Raw genomic sequence first — 15545 nt, 5'->3', positions numbered from 1 at the left:
TTCATCATGGTGCTTGGATTCGACATTAAGAAAGCTATGAGCTTTTCCAAAATGTCAACCCCCTTTCGGAACGGGCTAATTAAATTACATCGAATATCTAAATAAATTTCAATATATTAACCAGAGGAAGTTATTTAGAAAGGACGGTGAAAGATGTATCCAATTTTGGAGAGATGTTTTCGAGCAGAAACGAGGATTACATATGAGCGCAGGAATGTTAGAGGAAGGAGAGTAGTGAAGAATGGCAAGACCAAGAGGAACAGATTCAGCAAGGGTTATTCAAGTGATTGAGACAAAGGCTAAACGGGGATTAGGAACAGAAAAAGACCCAGCACGTGAGGTTATACAATACTGGGACTTGGATGGGAATTTTCTTGCAGAAATGGACGAGAAAATGCTGATTCCCCAAATATATGCTGAATGTGATGCAATTAAGGATTCTATTTCGGAGATTGCAGGAGGTTAAGCGCTTCTCTGTAAGAAAGATCAGAATCTATAAGCGTTACAACTGCATTAATAAAAGATTTCATATGCTGTATATTATATTCTTCATGTTTGCGAATGTAATGCGTTTCGTCATTTCCGAGCCACGTAGAAGCAGTTGCAAGAGTTTGAAGTTTCTCATTCTTAATGTATTTTGAAATACATGGAGACAACAATTGCTTTTTGATGTCTTCTTTTTGTTCAGGATGAAGGAGAATCGCATAATCCTTAATGAGGAATTCAAGAGCCTTTCGGTAACCCAGACCTGTTATTTTATCAAGTCCTGTGGATTCAGCTATTTCAGCTTGAGTATATATTGAAACGAAATTTGGAGATAACTCATTTATTCCGTCCGAAAAACGTGTAATAGATTCTGAAACGGGATAAATCATAGTCATTACAGTTTGTTCAAGGTCATCACTAATAATATCGTATTCGGCATAAAAACACTGCTCACAGGCGGGACAGTAGAATATAGCATATATGCAATCACCCGATATATTAGAGTCTACATAAACCGCATATTCAGGCATGCCAGCATAGGATGTTTGACATCGTGGACATTTTGAGGGGCGTGCAATTTCCAGAGGAACGGGATACTGGTTGCATTTATTAGCATCATGGGCTCCAATTGATATTTTCATAAGTTTTTCCTTTCATCATTTGTTAGGAAGATTATACCAAATATTTACATCTGTAACAACCAAAACGTACAAGCATAAACAGCAACTTAGACAACCAGTATCTCATATACATTAACAGGAGGTGGCGTGTATATGGCTAAAAATGAAAAGGAGTATACCTGCACAGTCGAATACACCGAAGGCTGTGAACAGCGGCTAACCGAGGCGCTGGTAGGCATATATTACCAGCGGAAAAGAGACAAGGAACTTGAAAATGTGACTGATGATAAAACCGCTTAGGCGGTATATTGGAGGACAAGCCTATGGTCAAAAAGAAGTTTAAGGAACGTTACAGGTACATCCAGGGCCAAGTCAAAGAGTGGCGCCGGGAGGGGGCAGACGATTTTGAAGTTACATGTCATCTGATCATATGCGTCACTGCCTGCGCGGGCACTGAATACGCATTGACTTACACAGAGGAACAATTAAAACAGATATTTGATCTGCGATATTGGGAGGGGTGGAATGATGAAACACAGACAGCGTGACCGCCTGATGACGATACGGGACTGGTGCTACGTAGGAGTGGCACTGGCAGTATTGTTCCTGATCGGGGTAGCAACAGTGTAGACCAGAAAAAGAAAGGAAAAACAAGTGAAAACAATAACAAAAACAATTGTATTAACGATGATGGCAGGGGTGTTATTGACTGGATGCACAGAAGCAGACAGGGTATCAAGTAATCTGTCAAAGGAAGCTGATAACTTCAATGATATTCGACAGATAACAGTAATCAATTGCTTACAAGGAGATGTACTATTTCAGATGACGGGCAAAATGTCAATAACTGCAGACACAGGCGATAACCAATTAGAGGTTGTTGTTGAAGATGAAAACGGAAACTATAAGAAACACTTCATCGGACTAAGTGACAATGTTACCTATGTGGTTGAAGACATTACAAGTAAAGATGTTGAAAAATATAAATATACTTTGAATTTTAACCCTAACATGTGGATTCCAGTAGAAATTGACACAATCGACTAATTAAGAAAAGGAGAACAATATGAAATTAGCACTGTTAAACACAAGCATCCTGACAACAGCAGGTGAGTACAGCCTTACGGACATTACACTGGATGAGGCGAGGGACCTGGTTAAAGGCAACCGCGATAACCTGAACTCAGCAATAGGACACGCTTCAACAGCGGATATCATGACAGCACTGCTCAGTGTAAAGATCCCAATAAACCGGCAGATGTTCATTCAGGAGGTCGGCCAGAGGGCACTTGTTTTTAAACTCAATGGCCGGCCGGAAGAAGGAAAAATTTTGACCGTGGAAGATATTGAGCAGATTGGATATAAGTTTCAGTTGCTTTACCGGATTAAATAAAAAAGAGCGCTTACATAAGCCCGGCAAGGCGTAAGCACTCAGAAAATTAATCAACATTATTATAGCAGATTCAGGGGGAAATGCAAGAATGAAACAGCCAAAAAAGTTGAGCCGTATTCAGAAAATGTTATTAAGTCGAAAAGGCTTGGATCCAGACGAATGGCGGTTGATACATGAATCTAAAACAGATCTGCAGTTGATCCACAAACTGACAGATGAAATAAAAACAATTCAAAAGTAGGAGGGCATAAGGTTGGCGACTGTAAAAATTAAGAGGTTAACTCTGACAGATTTTAAGGGGGTAAGGAAAGGGGAGTATGATTTTTCCAATAATACTAAAATTTTTGCGGCAAATGGTTTAGGGAAAACTACTATTGCAACCGCTTGGTATTGGCTGACCATGGACAAGGATTATGACTTAAAAAGTAATCCGAACGTCCGGCCGAATGGGATGGAAGAGTGTATTCCTCGGGTAGATGCGGTTCTTGATATTGATGGTAAAGAAATTACAGTAACAAAGCAGCAGAAAACAATTAAGAGCAAACCAGACAGCAAAGGTATTATCAAAGTTACATCTTCTAACATATATGAGATCAATAGTGTACCGAAAACTGAAAGAGACTTCAGAGAATATCTTGAGGATGAGGGAATCAATTGGGAATTGTTTCTGGCATTAAGCCATCCGAATGTATTTACTGGTCAGAAAGCAACGGATATGAGAAAGATTCTCTTCAAAATGGCAAGTGAAAAATCAGATCTGGATATTGCTAATATGAAATCTGATACTATTGATATTGCTGCCTTGCTTTCACAGGGATATAAGCTAGAAGAAATTGAAGCAATGCATAAAGCATCCAAAAAGAAAGCAGAGGTGCAGGTTCGCGATATTCCGAATCAGATTATCGGTATGGAAAAGAGTAAGGTTGATTATGATACAGCAGAACTTGAGTTACAAAAATCTGGCATTGAAGAACAGATTGCAGAGAAAGAAAATATGTTATCGGATGCTGAGAGTACATTAAGTAAGCATCAGGAACTGACGGACAAAATTATGGAATTGAAGTTTCAGATGAATTCCATCCAGCAACAGGCCCAGGACAAGCTAAATGCTGAAAGACGCTCAATTCAAAATAAAATTGATATTGCAGAAAAGGATTTTCATACAGCAGTACAGCGGCATAATATGATCGAATTGGATATAAAGCGGTTGGGAGATTACATAAAACGAATGGATCAAGAGCGGGCCGAACTTGGAAAAGAGTATAACAGAAATGTTAATAAGAAATTTGATGACTCAGAATGGACTTTCCCAAAGGATTCTACGCTCTGTCCGACTTGTGGCAGGGCCTATGATTCAAAAAAGATAGAATCGCTGAGATCTGAATTCGAAGCAAGAAAGAATAAGGCCGCGGAAGATTTTGATAAACGGAGACAGGATACTTTAAATGAATTGATTTCTCGTGGTAATGAATTGAAGCGCGAGTCTGCAGAAAAGGCAAAGGAGCTCGAAGCTAAAAAAGCTGAATTGGAACAGATCAAAGCAGATAAAATCAGGTTCAACAAGGAACAGACTGAGGAAACAAAAAAACTCTCAGAACTTCCAGAACGTATTGATTTGTCAGGCAATCAGGAGTATGAAATGCTTGAAAATCAGGCTGCCAGACTAGAAGAGATATTGTCATCAATGAATGACGGCGCTACATACCGCAGTTCTTTAAAAAATGAACTGGATTCTTTTAGACGCGATTTATCTGAAGTAGAAAAACAGATTGCCGTTGCCGGCAGGAATATTGAGATTGATGAACAGATAGCAGATTTGCAGAAGAAGCAGCGGGAGTACGAACAGGCGAAAGCTGATTCTGAAAAGATACTCGATCAACTTGATACGCTTTCTAAGCGTAAGAATGAACTCCTTGTGGATGAAATCAACCAGCATTTTGAAGTAGTAAAATGGATTCTGTTTGACTATCAGAAGAATGGAAATTACAAAGAAACCTGTATCCCAGCTGTGATTTCTGACGCTGGAGATCTTACCAAGTGGGAGGATATGAATGGTGGACTGAAAGTAAAAGTACGACTTGATATCTGCTATTCATTGCAGAAGTTCTTTGGAATGTATTATCCGGTTTTCCTTGATGAAGCTGCCGAAGTGAACGATTGGAACATTCCTAGAAACGATAATACGCAATTGATAGCTTTGAATGTGACCACGGATAAAGAATTGAAAGTGGAGGGAATGTAGATATGATATTTTCGAAGATACGGGAGCCGCATTTGTAGAAGGGAGAAGCAATAATGGAAACGAAAACAAAACAGGACTTACAGAAAGAAATAGATAATAATCTGGCGGTAATTGATGATTTAAAATCACAGATCAGTAGATTAGAAAAGTATAAGAAGTATGAAGAAATGGCAGATGAATTTTTTGCTATAAAAGAGTCTTTTGTTAAAGCTGGATTTTCGGAAGAGCAGGCGCATAATCTTCTGACAGTCAGTATTACAGCGTGTATGAGGCCGAAATTATTTTAGGGAGGAACAGTAATGGCAGAACAGAAAAAAGAAGTGGCAAAAATGAATACAAATCTTTCATTTTATGCAAATGAATATACTTGCCTGATGGAGCGGGATTTTGCGGAACATGATCTTGTATTCGATGATTATTCTAAACACTGTGTAATGGCAGCAATGAGTTCTATTTACGGATTGGCTACGTCAAATAAAGTAGCTATGCAGAATTTACCTGGTTCAAATCTTCGACAGGTGCTCGGGCAGGTGGCAAGCCTCAAACTGAATGCTAATGCAGTCCCGAGGGAGTGCTATTTTCAGCTGAGGAACAAGCAGGATGAAAGTGGTAACTGGCATAAAGAAGTAGAACTTGGAATTGAGGGAGATGGTAACGATGCCATTCTTCGCCAGTTTGGTGTGAATGTGGCGAAAGTGCATCCGGTATGGCTGGTAAAAGAGGGAGACATTTTTACTTATCCAAAACACAAAGGAATGGAACTGATCCCGCCGGAATGGGAAGAAAAAGGGGAGTCACAGAAGGTGATTCGAGTGGTTTATCCAGTTGAAATGATGAATGGTCATGTTGAATATTTGATTGCGGAGCGAGAGAGTGTTAAAGCTAATCTATTAGCTCATATTCGCAACAGTATGATGAACGAAACATTTGGAATCTGTAAGGACAGATACAAAGCTAATGAAACGCAGAAAGCGGAAATTAAGGCGAAGAAGAGTGAAATCCTTGACGCCTTAAGAGCATGTCCTACGATTGAGGACATGCTATCTTGCGAAACGGCAAAGCCTTTTATCAGTGCGGCATGGCTTGACACGCCGGAAGCTATGATTATCCGTAAAATGCGGAATAACGCGATTAAGAAGTATCCGAAGAACTTCAATTCTATTGCATCACAATCGTTGCTCCAAATGGACGATACATATCAGCAAGTTAAAGAAGAAATTGCTGAAAATGCTAACAGTGAGGATTTTACAATAAACGAATCGGAGATAGCTGAAACAGTTGAAAATCCGAAGGTAGTAGCAGCGTCGCAGGATAGCGATCATCCATTTGAGGATTAGACTATGAAAAATATTAAATTGTTATATGAAGAATTAGAGAACCTAAAAGATTTCGAGATTATCCGAAAAACATTTGACGGTGGTATGGGTGTATTTACCAAAGGAAAACTTAAAGATATGACCGTTATTTGGAGCTATGGTGGTGGGTGGGAACACGTCAGTATTGATGGAAAGAAACGTATGCCGTCATGGGATGAGATGTGTCAGCTTAAAGATATGTTTTTTACAGATGACGAATGTTGCGTACAGTACCATCCGCCAAAAAGCGAATATGTAAACAACATTCAACATTGTCTGCATATCTGGAAACCAATTGAGAAGTATTCCGGTGTGTTACCAGTTCCGCCGAGCTTATTTATTGGAGTGAAGGGTGTGGTGTTTGATGAAACTTAAAGTACTCGGCTCTGGATCTTCCGGGAACTGTTATATCTTAGAATCAGAAGCCGAAGCGTTAATAATCGAATCTGGCTTACCTTTCATAAAAGTCAAGAAAGCATTAGATTTTAATGTAAGGAAGATCGTTGGAGTAATATGCTCTCACGCCCACAAGGATCATTCTGGATATATTTCTGAATATGAAAAGGCAGGAATACCAGTATTTAAGCCTTATGAATCGGAAATGGAACTGCAGGTGCGTACATATGAAGGCTTTGTAGTTAAGCCTTTTCCTCTGGTACATGATATAGCATGCTATGGATTTTATGTTGCAGAACCGTCAATGGGGAGTCTTATATATGCCAGTGACACGGAATACGTTAAATGGCGGTTCAAAAATTCAAATCATATTTTGGTAGAAGCAAATTATGCGAAAGAGTTCTTCTGTGATGTGGACGCTGGATCAGCAAAACGCGACCATGTACTCACTGGACATATGGAAATCGAAACAACTTGCGAATTTTTAAAAGCAAACAACAATCCGACCTTGAGGAACGTCGTGTTGTGCCATTTGAGCAGAAGTAATGCTGATGTTGAACAATTTAAAGCTAAGGCGCAAAAGGTCGTTAATTGCCCGGTTTATGTGGCGGATGAAGGCCTTGAGGTAGACTTGGATTTTCCGTTTTAGGAGAAAGATGACGGAATTGAAATCATAGGTAAAAAACAACTTGACCGGTCAGTTTTTATATATGTTATTTAATCAATTTATTTTGAGAAAGGATTTTATTATGACAAAAGTAAATTTAGAAGAATTTGCAGGCGGTGCTTTGCAGGAAAAGTTCGACAGAGCGTTCGAACAGGTGACGGAGAATATGCTTGATGTGAATACTCCATACAAGAATAAGCGTGTGATCACAATTAAAGTAGCACTCACTCAAAATGAGTTAAGAGATGATTCGGTAGCAGAGGTTTCCGTTGAGACAAAGCTCGCTCCGGCATCTCCGATTAAGACACAATTTGCATTGCAGCGCGATTTGGAAACCGGAAAAGTATTTGCGTCCGAATATGGTCCGGGAATTAAAGGACAGATGACCATTGAAGATTTGGCGAAAAAAGAGGAAATGATTGATGGCAAAGTGGTTGACACAGAAACTGGTGAAATTAAAGAGAACAAAGTAGTCGATTTAAGAACTGCAAAACAGGCATAAGGAGGATTCTATAATGATGGAAAGCGGATTAAAAGAACTGGTACAGTATGGAAATGAATTGGCGGAGCCAAATTTGGTTGAACGTATGGCAGTCACTTATTCAGATAAGAAATTATATCCGGTGGATGAAATGCGCCGGGCAGAAGCATTAGAGATGAGTACGTTAACAAGCCTTGTAGAGTATATCAAATCCAATACGGATAAATCTACGGATAAGATGATTGTGCAGGTTATATCACCATGTGAGGTGCGGTTGGTATCCGCCCTGGACGATGATCGAAAACGTGAGATTTTAGTTGATGTTAATGCTCAAATCCCTAATTTTGATTTTGGGAAGTATATGGGGCATGAGAGTTTTATTATTGCTCTTCAGTCGAAATTTATTCCAAACGGTGATAGTGAACTGCTTCTTAAATTCGCTGGAACTGTTGAAAATGGAACTGTAGCACAGTATGGGGATGATGGAGTAACACAGAAAGCTACAATTAAAACTGGCATAGCATCTAAGGGCGAGGCGGTTGTACCTAATCCAGTGAAATTAAGGCCATTCCGAACATTTATCGAAGTGGAGCAGCCTGAAAGTGCATTTGTGTTCCGGATGCGCCAGGACGAGATAAGCGGTGTAGGATGCGCAATTTTCGAAGCCGATGGAGGCGCATGGAAGAATGTAGCTATGAAAGCAATTAAAGAATATTTGCAGCAAGAACTTTCTGAATACCCGGCGTTTACGGTTATATCATAATAAATATTCCGGCAGTCAATCATTGACTGCCGGAGATTGGAGCGAAGACATGAATAAAACAATTTTAGTGGGTAGGTTGACAAGAGATCCAGAAGTTAGGTATTCACAGGGGGATAATTCAACTGCAGTTGCGAGATATACATTAGCTGTTGAACGCAGATTCAAGAGGGACAACGAACCTACAGCAGATTTTATCCCATGTGTAGCATTTGGGCGTACAGCTGAGTTTGCCGAAAAGTATTTTCGCCAGGGGATGCGCGTAGCTGTTTCCGGACGCATTCAGACTGGCAGCTACACGAACAAAGATGGTGTGAAAGTTTATACAACTGAAGTCATGATTGAGGAACATGAATTTGCGCAAAGCAAATCTGAAAACCAGCAAAATCAGAGTCAGAATACGGGACCAGCGCCGGAAGGTTCAGGAGACGGATTTATGAATATCCCTGACGGAATCAATGAACAGCTTCCGTTTGACTAAGGGCGGTGGTTAACTTTGGGAGACAGAAAACCATCTGAGATTATTCAGGACTTCATTGATTTGTTGAACTACGCGAATGATATTTACACTGAATCCAAAAGCGAATGTGAACGACTTGACTCAATCGAGCGAGTTCGGAGTTGGCAGCACAAGTTCGAATTTGCAAAAGACAAGCAAGAGAGAAATAGGCTTGCTACCGCTCTCCATAAGGAAAGACTGAAAAGAAGAAAGTATAAAGATACCGTGGACTTATACCGATATGTACACGATTTCTCGAATTCTGAAAACAACAAAGCAGTTCTCAAACGGCTTGGCGGTATGCTGAATTTGCAAAAACGGACAGAAGAGTATCTGGAAAGCGACAGAGAATATAAGGCAGGTGATGGCGATGATAGTAATAGAGGATAAAGGGCAACAAACCAATAAACATGAGCTTAAACATATCTATTTTGAATCCCATGGTATTTATTGGGAGCGATATCCTCTCCCCTGTGGGGATTATATTCTCTGTACCAATGAGGTGATGGACGTTATTGCAAGAAAACAGAAACGGGGAATGGAACCAAAGAAAATGGATTTTCTGGGAACATATTCCATTTGCGTAGATACCAAAAAGGATTTACAGGAAATTATTGGCAATGTTTGTGGACGGCAGCATGAAAGATTTCGTGATGAATGTATTTTGGCTAAGAATAATGGGATTAATCTATATGTGCTCATTGAAAATGAAGATGGGGTTAAATGCATTGATGATTTGGAAATATGGGAAAACCCCAGGTCTAAGATACAAAAATGGGTCACAGAACCGTCAGGAGAGCATAGGAAGGTTCTTAAATATCCAGGCGCTACAAAAGGTACTGCACTTGCAAAAGCAATGCGGACCATGCAGAAAAAGTATGGGGTAAAATTTCTTTTCTGTGCGCCTGAGGAATCAGGCAAGATGATAATAAAATTATTGAAGGGTGAGGTACAGGAGATTGGCAGGGAAACCCAAAAAGCGTATTGATTATGCTGGGTGGTCCGTAGATATTTTCTCCAACGATACAAAAATTGATAAATTGCTAGATGCCCAGGGATGGTGTGGATTTGGAATATATTTCTATCTATGTCAGATGGCATTCGGCAGTGAAGGATACTACTATGAATGGTGCTACGACCTCTGTGCAACTACCGCGAGGAAGATGGGCGGGGGTGTTGGTGCCGGTACAGTTAAGGAAACTGTGGACTACTGCTTGCAGATTGGTCTTTTTGACAAAGGGCTGTTTGATAGGTGGGGAGTGCTTACCAGTAGGGGTATCCAAAAAAGTTACCTCGTGGTTCTTAAATCCAAAAATAGGAAAGGAACAGAGGTATATAGTGAATTCTGGTTGCTTGACAAAAATAACAAAGATTGTCAGGGTGTGATTTTTGTACCCGCAAATAAGGGGAAATGCATATTAAATGCGGATTCACTTAAAGTAAATGAGTATTCACTTGGAGAGAATGAGGATTCACTAGCACAAGAGGAAAGTAAAGTAAAGGATAGTAAAGAATATATTACAGTATCTAAAGATACTGTTCGTCAGACTGACGTCCAACGATGTGTAAACGCTTGGAATAATTTAAAATCTTTCGGAATCAAACCAGTATCAAAATTGGCATCCGGTACAAAGAGATATGACAGCTTAATCGCAAGAATAAAACAGTATGGTATCGATGATGTATTAAAAGCAATTGATAAAATCAAATATAGCAGTTTCCTTCAGGGACGGAGCAGTAACCGGCGACAATGGACTATTACATTCGATTGGTTCGTGCTTCCGAATAATTTTCCCAAAGTGCTGGATGGTAATTATGACGATGCGAATATCGTGGATCCAATACTTAAAAATACCAATATTGGAGGAGGTAGGCAAGGATGCTAAACGAAAAAGAGGTGCGAAAAGCAATTGCGCTTATGAAGCCTGACAATCAGTTATTCGAGGTCCGGGTAATATATGGCAATAAACAGTTGTATAGCGGATATTTTCAGAATGCAGATGCATTGGTACGTGGTTTTGACAAACTTAGAAATTTTGGAGATTGCAATATCTACATCACGCTGAACACGCTGAATGATGCGTGTTATGACAGAACTCAACGAGATAGATTTGAGAAAAACCCAAAAGCAACGACCAGTGACAATGATGTAACAGGATATGACTGGATGATGATTGACCTTGACCCAATCAGACCGACAGGAACATCTTCTACTGATGAGCAGATCAAAAAGGCAAAGGCGAAGGGAAATCAGATCTATAAATTCTTGAAAGATCTCGGTTTTAATGATCCTCTGTTTGGGTTTAGTGGAAACGGCGTGCATTTACTGTACAGGGTATATCTTGACAAGTCTGAAGAAGTTACAGCGTTGATGAAGAAGTCTTTGAAAACATTAGACATGCTATTCACAGACGCTGAGATAGGCATAGACATGAAAAACTTCAATCCGGCGAGAGTTTGTAAGCTGTATGGCACATTAGCACAGAAAGGGGCAAATACGGACGCGAGACCGCATCGTATGAGTTATATCATCGGTAGCCCAGAGAACATTGAGGTAAATGACATCAAATATTTGCAGAAATTGTGCAATCTGTACCCAAAGGAAGAGAAGCCGCAGCGGTATAACAACTACCAGCCGCGAGAGTTTGATCTCGAAGAGTGGTTGAGTAAATACGGACTTCGATATCGGAAGAGCAGCTATTCAGACGGAACGAAGTATATCTTGGATTGCTGTCCATTCGACAGTAACCACAAGGGGAAAGATGCCTGCATCTTCCAATCACGTTCCGGTGCGATCGGCTTTCACTGCTTCCACAATTCATGCTCAGACAAGACATGGCGTGACGTGAGGCTGCTCTATGAGCCTGATGCATACGAGAAGCGGCAGCTGGAATATGAGCATAGAATATACCAGAAACCAAACCGGTTTCAGGATATAAAGAAAATTGAGATTGTGGAAGGCAGACCGATATTTTACACGGCAAAGGACATTCTTGATCTGCCAGTGACGGATGAAGCATTTATAAAAACTGGTATCATGGATATTGACAAGAAGATGCGTGGATTGAAAAAAGGTTATGTATCTGTAATCTCAGGATTGCGCGCATCAGGGAAAAGTTCTGTTATTTCTGAAATATGTTTGGATTGTGTTGAAACAGGAAATAATGCGGGCGTATTCTCGGGAGAACTATCACCGAAGAACTTTATGCGCTGGATGAATCTGCAGGCGGCAGGAAAAGGATATACGGAGCCAACTCAGTTCGAAGGATACTATAATGTGCAGAAGAAATACCAGAAGTATATTGCTGATTGGCTTGGAGAGCATTTCTTCCTTTACAACAATGAATATGGCAATGATTATCTGGCTGTTTTTGGGCAGTTCGAGAAACAGGTGGAAGAAAAGAAGTTGGATTTGCTGATACTTGATAATCTAATGGCATTTAATATATCTGGCTTGAGTGACAATAAATATGACGCACAGACAGCTTTTGTGCTTGGATTGGAACAGTTGGCGAAGCGGAAGGATATTCATATCCTATTCGTGGCACATCCAAGAAAGGCAATGGGATTTTTGAGATTGGATGATATAAGTGGAACCGGGGATTTGGGAAATGCTGTTGACAATGCTTTTATTGTTCATAGAGTCAACGAGGATTTCCGGAGACTGACAAAGCAGATGTTTGGCTGGAAAGACGATAATGAATTGTACAGGGCAACAAATGTAATTGAGATTGCCAAAGACCGTGATGGTGGAATCCAGGATTATTTCATTCCTCTGTTTTATGAGAAGGAGTCAAAGCGGCTTAAGAACTATGTGGCTGAAAACAAGTTGTATGGATGGAATAAACATGATGATGGCTTTGTTCCTGTATCAGATGATATGGAATTAGTTTTTGAATAGGAGATAATCAATGGAAGAAAAAGTTGATATTCAGAAGCTACACAACTTAATAAAGGATATACAGAATAAAAATTGGAAAGCGTACACGGACTTCGCAAAATCAGGAAACATGTCCAAATATAATCGGGATATGGATGAGATAGTGTCTGAGATATATGATTTTCCGGATAAGGATGTTGCAAAAACCGTGAAGGAGGCAAATGATTTTTTTGTCTCTGGATGGTCGATTGTTGTAAGAAAGATGTTTGTCTCAATGAGAAAAGAAGGTGATCAGAATTAGCTGGGCAGATAAAGAGATCAAGAAACATAAGATTCACAATTTAGTTGAACAAGCCTTGAAGGACCCTCGTTTTAAAGAAGCACAAAAGAAGCAAGCGGATGAAGACATCAAAAGGGCTTTTGATAGCTTTCTTTTAATAAGTGTGGATTATCTATATAGGGAGTGTGATTATAACAAAGATCAGATTTTAGCCTATATGGAGTTTATAATAAGGCAACTTAAATTCGTGGAGACAGATGAAGATTATTTTTTATTACTTAACGAAGCACTGCTGGATGATATCGGGATTGATATTCTGAATAGTTCATTTAAGAAAGAGAGTGTAGATAAGAGTGTGTAAAAAGCAAAGTGTGTATACTCCATATTACGCAAAGATTCAGGACTTACTTTTTCAGGGGATGCCCATAAAAGAAGTTTGGCAATATATGCAAATATATTTTGGTATATACACAGATCTAAACACATTTCGTCATTACATAAAAGTAAGTGGATTAGATTGGTTTATACCTATGTAGATTTATAAATTTAGGCGAAAGGAGAAAAGAGGTGCGCGCATAATACCCGGGTTCTCCTGACTAGTAATGACAGAAGAAAGAAATAAATTAATTGAAGATAATTTAATGTTTGCATATTCCATGGCGAATAAGTTTAGAGGTGTCCCTATTGAGTATGATGACCTTCTTGGTATCGCAAATGTAGGATTAGTAAAAGCAGCACAAAAATTTGATAAGGGATCTGGTTTCAGCTTTACAACTTATGCAGGAAAAGTGATCAGCAATGAGATTCTTCAATTTCTGCGTAAACAGAAAAAGCATCTGTATGTTTTGTCTCTGGAGGATCCCATACAAGATACGGAAGATATTACTTTAAAAGACACGATTGCGGATAAGAGGGATGGGTTCGGGGAAGTAGAAGCTATTATGGTCATTCAAAGTAGCATTGATTACCTAAATGATAGAGAGTTTTCTGCTGTTGCGCTTAGCATTGATTTGCCAAGTGTTAGCCAAAAACAGAAGGCAGAAAAACTAGGGGTTAGCCAATCAATATACTCGAGGTATTTGAGTAGTGCAAAGAATAAAATACTAGAATGCTTTTATAACAGCTAAAGGAGTAGTGAATAACATATGCAGCTGTAAAAAACAGTGTTGAAATTGTTATTTTGGTTACACTAAGCAGAAAAAATATTAAGAAGGAGCAGATAATGGAGAGATTAACACAAGGTACTATACTGTTTGGAGATGCTGAGACACAATTATATTATAATCGATTAAAATGTTATGAAGATACAGGTTTGACTCCGGAAGATGTTGAGATACTTAAAATTAAATCAACTCCTATGAGGATTGAAGAAGTACATGTCGACGAGTATATTTGCCCAGCGTGTGGATCTGAAAATAACTGTGAACAAGGTATTATTGATGATAAATATTGTCCTAACTGTGGACAGGCGTTAAGTAAATAAGTTAACATTTAGAGAAGGAGCGGGATATGAAATGCGTACTGAAATATCCAGGAGCTAAGAATCGTATAGCTAACTGGATATGCGAATACATACCGCCACATGAAGTCTATCTGGAGCCGTACTTCGGCAGCGGAGCTGTGTTCTTCAACAAGTCTCCGGCCAGAATCGAAACACTGAATGACTTAGACGGGAATGTGGTTAACTATTTCAAGGTAGTCAGGGAGAGGACAGATGAGCTGGCTGTCCAGCTGAAAATGACGCCGTATAGTCGTGACGAGTATTACCGGGCATGTGAATATGACCCAGAGGATTCGGACATTGAGCGAGCCAGAAAGTTTGCAGTACGGTGTTGGATGGGATTCGGATGCAGCAACCTATATCGCAATGGATTCCGGAGCAGCCAGCAGCAGACAAGTCCACATACTACGAAAGAGTGGCGAAACCTTCCGGAAAGATTGCTGCAGGCGAGTGACCGGCTACGGAATGCGCAGATTGAAAACCTTCCAGCTGTGGAACTGATCAGGCGTTATGATACACCAGACGTTTTTATTTATGCAGATCCACCATATCTGCACGGGACACGAAAGAATTATCTATATCGACACGAGATGGAGGATCAGGAGCACATAGAATTATTAACCTTACTGGCAAAACATCCGGGAAAGGTGTTGATATCTGGTTATGATAATGGTCTGTACAATGACCTACTTCCCAGATGGCGGAAGGTCCAGAAGAAGACTCAGGCGGAAGCAGGGATACCAAGAGTAGAAACACTATGGATGAATTATGAGATAGGGCAGACAGAGCTGCCACTAATTAACTATATTAACATTTAGGAGGTGAAGATGATGGGGTGTCCGTATTATATTTTTGATAATTATGACTGCGAGTTTCTTCCGGTACATTTCGCGGAGTTTGAAGCGGCAGAAAACCATATCAATCAGAAACTTTTTGGAGATTATGAGAGATATATAATATTTGAAAAGTTAAGTTAACATTTTAT

Annotated in this window: 25 protein-coding genes; 24 read left to right on the top strand and 1 reads right to left on the bottom strand. The window is 39.7% G+C overall.

From position 1 onward, the window contains the following. The first annotated feature begins 241 nt into the window (after positions 1-241). Positions 242-466 (top strand): hypothetical protein, encoded by a 225-nt coding sequence (locus tag BN1938_RS13085; RefSeq protein WP_240285678.1) that lies wholly within the window; start codon positions 242-244, stop codon positions 464-466. Here BN1938_RS13085 and BN1938_RS13080 read toward each other — a convergent pair. Next, complete coding sequence (locus BN1938_RS13080) at positions 441-1127, bottom strand: DUF4145 domain-containing protein (RefSeq protein ID WP_050641036.1); 687 nt, start codon at positions 1125-1127, stop codon at positions 441-443. The genes BN1938_RS13085 and BN1938_RS13080 overlap by 26 nt on opposite strands. A 132-nt stretch (positions 1128-1259) precedes the next feature. On the opposite strand from BN1938_RS13080, the gene BN1938_RS23440 reads away from it, so the two are divergent. The 23 genes from BN1938_RS23440 to BN1938_RS23430 all read left to right on the top strand — a co-directional run bounded on the left by BN1938_RS23440 (position 1260) and on the right by BN1938_RS23430 (position 15537). Next, positions 1260-1406, top strand: a complete 147-nt coding sequence (locus BN1938_RS23440; protein WP_156320705.1) for a hypothetical protein — start codon at positions 1260-1262, stop codon at positions 1404-1406. A gap of 23 nt (positions 1407-1429) precedes the next feature. Then, positions 1430-1654: a hypothetical protein gene (locus tag BN1938_RS13075; protein WP_050641035.1), complete on the top strand. Its 225-nt coding sequence runs from the start codon at positions 1430-1432 to the stop codon at positions 1652-1654. 106 nt (positions 1655-1760) lie between these two features. Then, positions 1761-2153: a beta-sandwich lipoprotein gene (locus BN1938_RS13070; RefSeq protein ID WP_082202993.1), complete on the top strand. Its 393-nt coding sequence runs from the start codon at positions 1761-1763 to the stop codon at positions 2151-2153. A gap of 19 nt (positions 2154-2172) precedes the next feature. Beyond that, complete coding sequence (locus BN1938_RS13065; RefSeq protein WP_050641034.1) at positions 2173-2499, top strand: YddF family protein; 327 nt, start codon at positions 2173-2175, stop codon at positions 2497-2499. An 88-nt stretch (positions 2500-2587) separates the two neighbouring features. Further along, positions 2588-2740, top strand: coding sequence for a DUF6906 family protein (locus BN1938_RS23435; RefSeq protein WP_155857939.1), 153 nt, complete (start codon positions 2588-2590; stop codon positions 2738-2740). Between the two features lie 12 nt (positions 2741-2752). Beyond that, the gene (locus BN1938_RS13060) at positions 2753-4741 is read left to right on the top strand and encodes a hypothetical protein (protein WP_050641033.1); all 1989 of its coding nucleotides are present in this window, start codon (positions 2753-2755) and stop codon (positions 4739-4741) included. A 53-nt stretch (positions 4742-4794) separates the two neighbouring features. Next, positions 4795-5028: a hypothetical protein gene (locus tag BN1938_RS13055; RefSeq protein ID WP_050641032.1), complete on the top strand. Its 234-nt coding sequence runs from the start codon at positions 4795-4797 to the stop codon at positions 5026-5028. A 12-nt stretch (positions 5029-5040) separates the two neighbouring features. After that, on the top strand, positions 5041-6078 hold the full coding sequence (locus BN1938_RS13050; protein ID WP_050641031.1) for a hypothetical protein: 1038 nt from the start codon (positions 5041-5043) through the stop codon (positions 6076-6078). 3 nt (positions 6079-6081) lie between these two features. Continuing rightward, complete coding sequence (locus BN1938_RS13045) at positions 6082-6471, top strand: DUF7694 domain-containing protein (protein ID WP_050641030.1); 390 nt, start codon at positions 6082-6084, stop codon at positions 6469-6471. Then, complete coding sequence (locus tag BN1938_RS13040; RefSeq protein ID WP_050641029.1) at positions 6461-7141, top strand: MBL fold metallo-hydrolase; 681 nt, start codon at positions 6461-6463, stop codon at positions 7139-7141. Before BN1938_RS13045 ends, BN1938_RS13040 begins: the two co-directional genes overlap by 11 nt. A 100-nt stretch (positions 7142-7241) precedes the next feature. Further along, positions 7242-7661, top strand: a complete 420-nt coding sequence (locus tag BN1938_RS13035; RefSeq protein WP_025655560.1) for a hypothetical protein — start codon at positions 7242-7244, stop codon at positions 7659-7661. 13 nt (positions 7662-7674) lie between these two features. After that, positions 7675-8403, top strand: a complete 729-nt coding sequence (locus tag BN1938_RS13030) for a hypothetical protein (RefSeq protein ID WP_044926699.1) — start codon at positions 7675-7677, stop codon at positions 8401-8403. Positions 8404-8452: 49 nt separating this feature from the next. Continuing rightward, positions 8453-8881 carry a single-stranded DNA-binding protein gene (locus BN1938_RS13025; RefSeq protein WP_025655562.1) on the top strand — a complete coding sequence of 143 codons (429 nt, stop codon included), beginning with the start codon at positions 8453-8455 and terminating at the stop codon, positions 8879-8881. A gap of 15 nt (positions 8882-8896) precedes the next feature. Next, positions 8897-9289 carry a hypothetical protein gene (locus tag BN1938_RS13020; protein WP_050641028.1) on the top strand — a complete coding sequence of 131 codons (393 nt, stop codon included), beginning with the start codon at positions 8897-8899 and terminating at the stop codon, positions 9287-9289. Next, the gene (locus tag BN1938_RS13015; RefSeq protein WP_050641027.1) at positions 9270-9887 is read left to right on the top strand and encodes an ERCC4 domain-containing protein; all 618 of its coding nucleotides are present in this window, start codon (positions 9270-9272) and stop codon (positions 9885-9887) included. The genes BN1938_RS13020 and BN1938_RS13015 overlap by 20 nt, the downstream gene beginning before the upstream one ends. Then, positions 9859-10785 (top strand): DUF4373 domain-containing protein, encoded by a 927-nt coding sequence (locus BN1938_RS13010; RefSeq protein WP_050641026.1) that lies wholly within the window; start codon positions 9859-9861, stop codon positions 10783-10785. Before BN1938_RS13015 ends, BN1938_RS13010 begins: the two co-directional genes overlap by 29 nt. Then, entirely contained in the window at positions 10779-12800 is a 2022-nt protein-coding gene (locus BN1938_RS13005) for an AAA family ATPase (protein WP_050641025.1), read from the top strand. Before BN1938_RS13010 ends, BN1938_RS13005 begins: the two co-directional genes overlap by 7 nt. 10 nt (positions 12801-12810) lie before the next feature. Then, positions 12811-13080: a hypothetical protein gene (locus tag BN1938_RS13000; RefSeq protein ID WP_050641024.1), complete on the top strand. Its 270-nt coding sequence runs from the start codon at positions 12811-12813 to the stop codon at positions 13078-13080. Beyond that, positions 13067-13420: a hypothetical protein gene (locus tag BN1938_RS12995; protein ID WP_050641023.1), complete on the top strand. Its 354-nt coding sequence runs from the start codon at positions 13067-13069 to the stop codon at positions 13418-13420. The genes BN1938_RS13000 and BN1938_RS12995 overlap by 14 nt, the downstream gene beginning before the upstream one ends. 241 nt (positions 13421-13661) lie before the next feature. Then, the gene (locus BN1938_RS12990; RefSeq protein ID WP_050641022.1) at positions 13662-14186 is read left to right on the top strand and encodes a sigma-70 family RNA polymerase sigma factor; all 525 of its coding nucleotides are present in this window, start codon (positions 13662-13664) and stop codon (positions 14184-14186) included. Between the two features lie 95 nt (positions 14187-14281). Then, on the top strand, positions 14282-14542 hold the full coding sequence (locus BN1938_RS12985; protein WP_050641021.1) for an FmdB family zinc ribbon protein: 261 nt from the start codon (positions 14282-14284) through the stop codon (positions 14540-14542). Positions 14543-14568: 26 nt separating this feature from the next. Further along, positions 14569-15378, top strand: a complete 810-nt coding sequence (locus BN1938_RS12980; RefSeq protein WP_050641020.1) for a DNA adenine methylase — start codon at positions 14569-14571, stop codon at positions 15376-15378. Between the two features lie 9 nt (positions 15379-15387). Beyond that, positions 15388-15537 (top strand): hypothetical protein, encoded by a 150-nt coding sequence (locus BN1938_RS23430; protein WP_156320704.1) that lies wholly within the window; start codon positions 15388-15390, stop codon positions 15535-15537. Positions 15538-15545: the final 8 nt, after the last annotated feature.

This window comes from Eubacterium sp. SB2, from assembly GCF_001244405.1.
Taxonomy (GTDB): domain Bacteria; phylum Bacillota; class Clostridia; order Lachnospirales; family Lachnospiraceae; genus Faecalicatena; species Faecalicatena contortus_B.
Note: the sequence above shows the minus strand (reverse complement) of the source record. Positions and strands in the feature narration are given on the sequence as shown.

Coding starts and splice junctions, on each gene's coding strand:
- BN1938_RS13085 (WP_240285678.1), top strand. CDS start 242: ATGGCAAGACCAAGAGGAACAGATTCAGCAAGGGTTATTCAAGTGATT.
- BN1938_RS13075 (WP_050641035.1), top strand. CDS start 1,430: ATGGTCAAAAAGAAGTTTAAGGAACGTTACAGGTACATCCAGGGCCAA.
- BN1938_RS12980 (WP_050641020.1), top strand. CDS start 14,569: ATGAAATGCGTACTGAAATATCCAGGAGCTAAGAATCGTATAGCTAAC.
- BN1938_RS13045 (WP_050641030.1), top strand. CDS start 6,082: ATGAAAAATATTAAATTGTTATATGAAGAATTAGAGAACCTAAAAGAT.
- BN1938_RS13055 (WP_050641032.1), top strand. CDS start 4,795: ATGGAAACGAAAACAAAACAGGACTTACAGAAAGAAATAGATAATAAT.
- BN1938_RS13030 (WP_044926699.1), top strand. CDS start 7,675: ATGATGGAAAGCGGATTAAAAGAACTGGTACAGTATGGAAATGAATTG.
- BN1938_RS12990 (WP_050641022.1), top strand. CDS start 13,662: ATGACAGAAGAAAGAAATAAATTAATTGAAGATAATTTAATGTTTGCA.
- BN1938_RS13065 (WP_050641034.1), top strand. CDS start 2,173: ATGAAATTAGCACTGTTAAACACAAGCATCCTGACAACAGCAGGTGAG.
- BN1938_RS23435 (WP_155857939.1), top strand. CDS start 2,588: ATGAAACAGCCAAAAAAGTTGAGCCGTATTCAGAAAATGTTATTAAGT.
- BN1938_RS13035 (WP_025655560.1), top strand. CDS start 7,242: ATGACAAAAGTAAATTTAGAAGAATTTGCAGGCGGTGCTTTGCAGGAA.
- BN1938_RS13040 (WP_050641029.1), top strand. CDS start 6,461: ATGAAACTTAAAGTACTCGGCTCTGGATCTTCCGGGAACTGTTATATC.
- BN1938_RS23440 (WP_156320705.1), top strand. CDS start 1,260: ATGGCTAAAAATGAAAAGGAGTATACCTGCACAGTCGAATACACCGAA.
- BN1938_RS13050 (WP_050641031.1), top strand. CDS start 5,041: ATGGCAGAACAGAAAAAAGAAGTGGCAAAAATGAATACAAATCTTTCA.
- BN1938_RS13080 (WP_050641036.1), bottom strand. CDS start 1,127: ATGAAAATATCAATTGGAGCCCATGATGCTAATAAATGCAACCAGTAT.
- BN1938_RS13025 (WP_025655562.1), top strand. CDS start 8,453: ATGAATAAAACAATTTTAGTGGGTAGGTTGACAAGAGATCCAGAAGTT.
- BN1938_RS12985 (WP_050641021.1), top strand. CDS start 14,282: ATGGAGAGATTAACACAAGGTACTATACTGTTTGGAGATGCTGAGACA.
- BN1938_RS13000 (WP_050641024.1), top strand. CDS start 12,811: ATGGAAGAAAAAGTTGATATTCAGAAGCTACACAACTTAATAAAGGAT.
- BN1938_RS23430 (WP_156320704.1), top strand. CDS start 15,388: ATGATGGGGTGTCCGTATTATATTTTTGATAATTATGACTGCGAGTTT.
- BN1938_RS13015 (WP_050641027.1), top strand. CDS start 9,270: ATGATAGTAATAGAGGATAAAGGGCAACAAACCAATAAACATGAGCTT.
- BN1938_RS13005 (WP_050641025.1), top strand. CDS start 10,779: ATGCTAAACGAAAAAGAGGTGCGAAAAGCAATTGCGCTTATGAAGCCT.